Raw genomic sequence first — 588 nt, 5'->3', positions numbered from 1 at the left:
AGTCATATATTTTCTTTAATTATGGTAAAATAGTAAGAGAATAATGTGAGGAAAATGAATGTCAAGTAAGTTTGAAATTTTAATGAATCAACTAGGAGTCTCTGATCAATTGAGACGGGATCCTGCTCTTGTTGATGCCAGAATTGAGCGTGTTGTGGTTCATAAAATTAGTAAGATTTGGGAATTTCATTTTGTATTTTCTAATATTTTACCGATTGAAATCTTTTTAGAGTTAAAGAAAGGGCTTGGTGAAGAATTTTCTAAGACAGGAAACCGAGCTGTTTTCGAAATCAAGGCTCTTTCTCAAGAAGTCTCTAATGAACTCTTGCAGGCCTACTATAGAGAGGCTTTTTCTGAAGGTCCATGTGCAAGTCAGGGGTTTAAATCTCTTTACCAGAATTTAAACGTTCGTGTGGAGGGAAATCAACTCATTATTGAAGGTTCAGAGGCGATTGATAAGGAGCACTTTAAGAAGAATCATCTTCCTAATTTGGCAAAGCAACTCGAAAAGTTTGGTTTTCCAGCTTTTGTATGCCAAATAGAAAAGAATGATGCTCTTACACAAGAGCAGGAGGAAGCCTTCCATAC

1 protein-coding gene is annotated in these 588 nt (G+C 35.9%); it reads left to right on the top strand.

The window, feature by feature from the left end; translation table 11 throughout:
• Nucleotides 1-58: 58 nt before the first annotated feature.
• On the top strand, nt 59-588 hold a 530-nt coding region (locus GMD4S_RS10145), incomplete at its 3' end, for a PolC-type DNA polymerase III N-terminal domain-containing protein (RefSeq protein ID WP_000095447.1).

It is taken from the genome of Streptococcus sp. GMD4S (assembly GCF_000296955.1).
The sequence above is the reverse complement of the archived record's forward strand: the minus strand, read 5'-3'. Positions and strand labels throughout refer to the sequence as shown.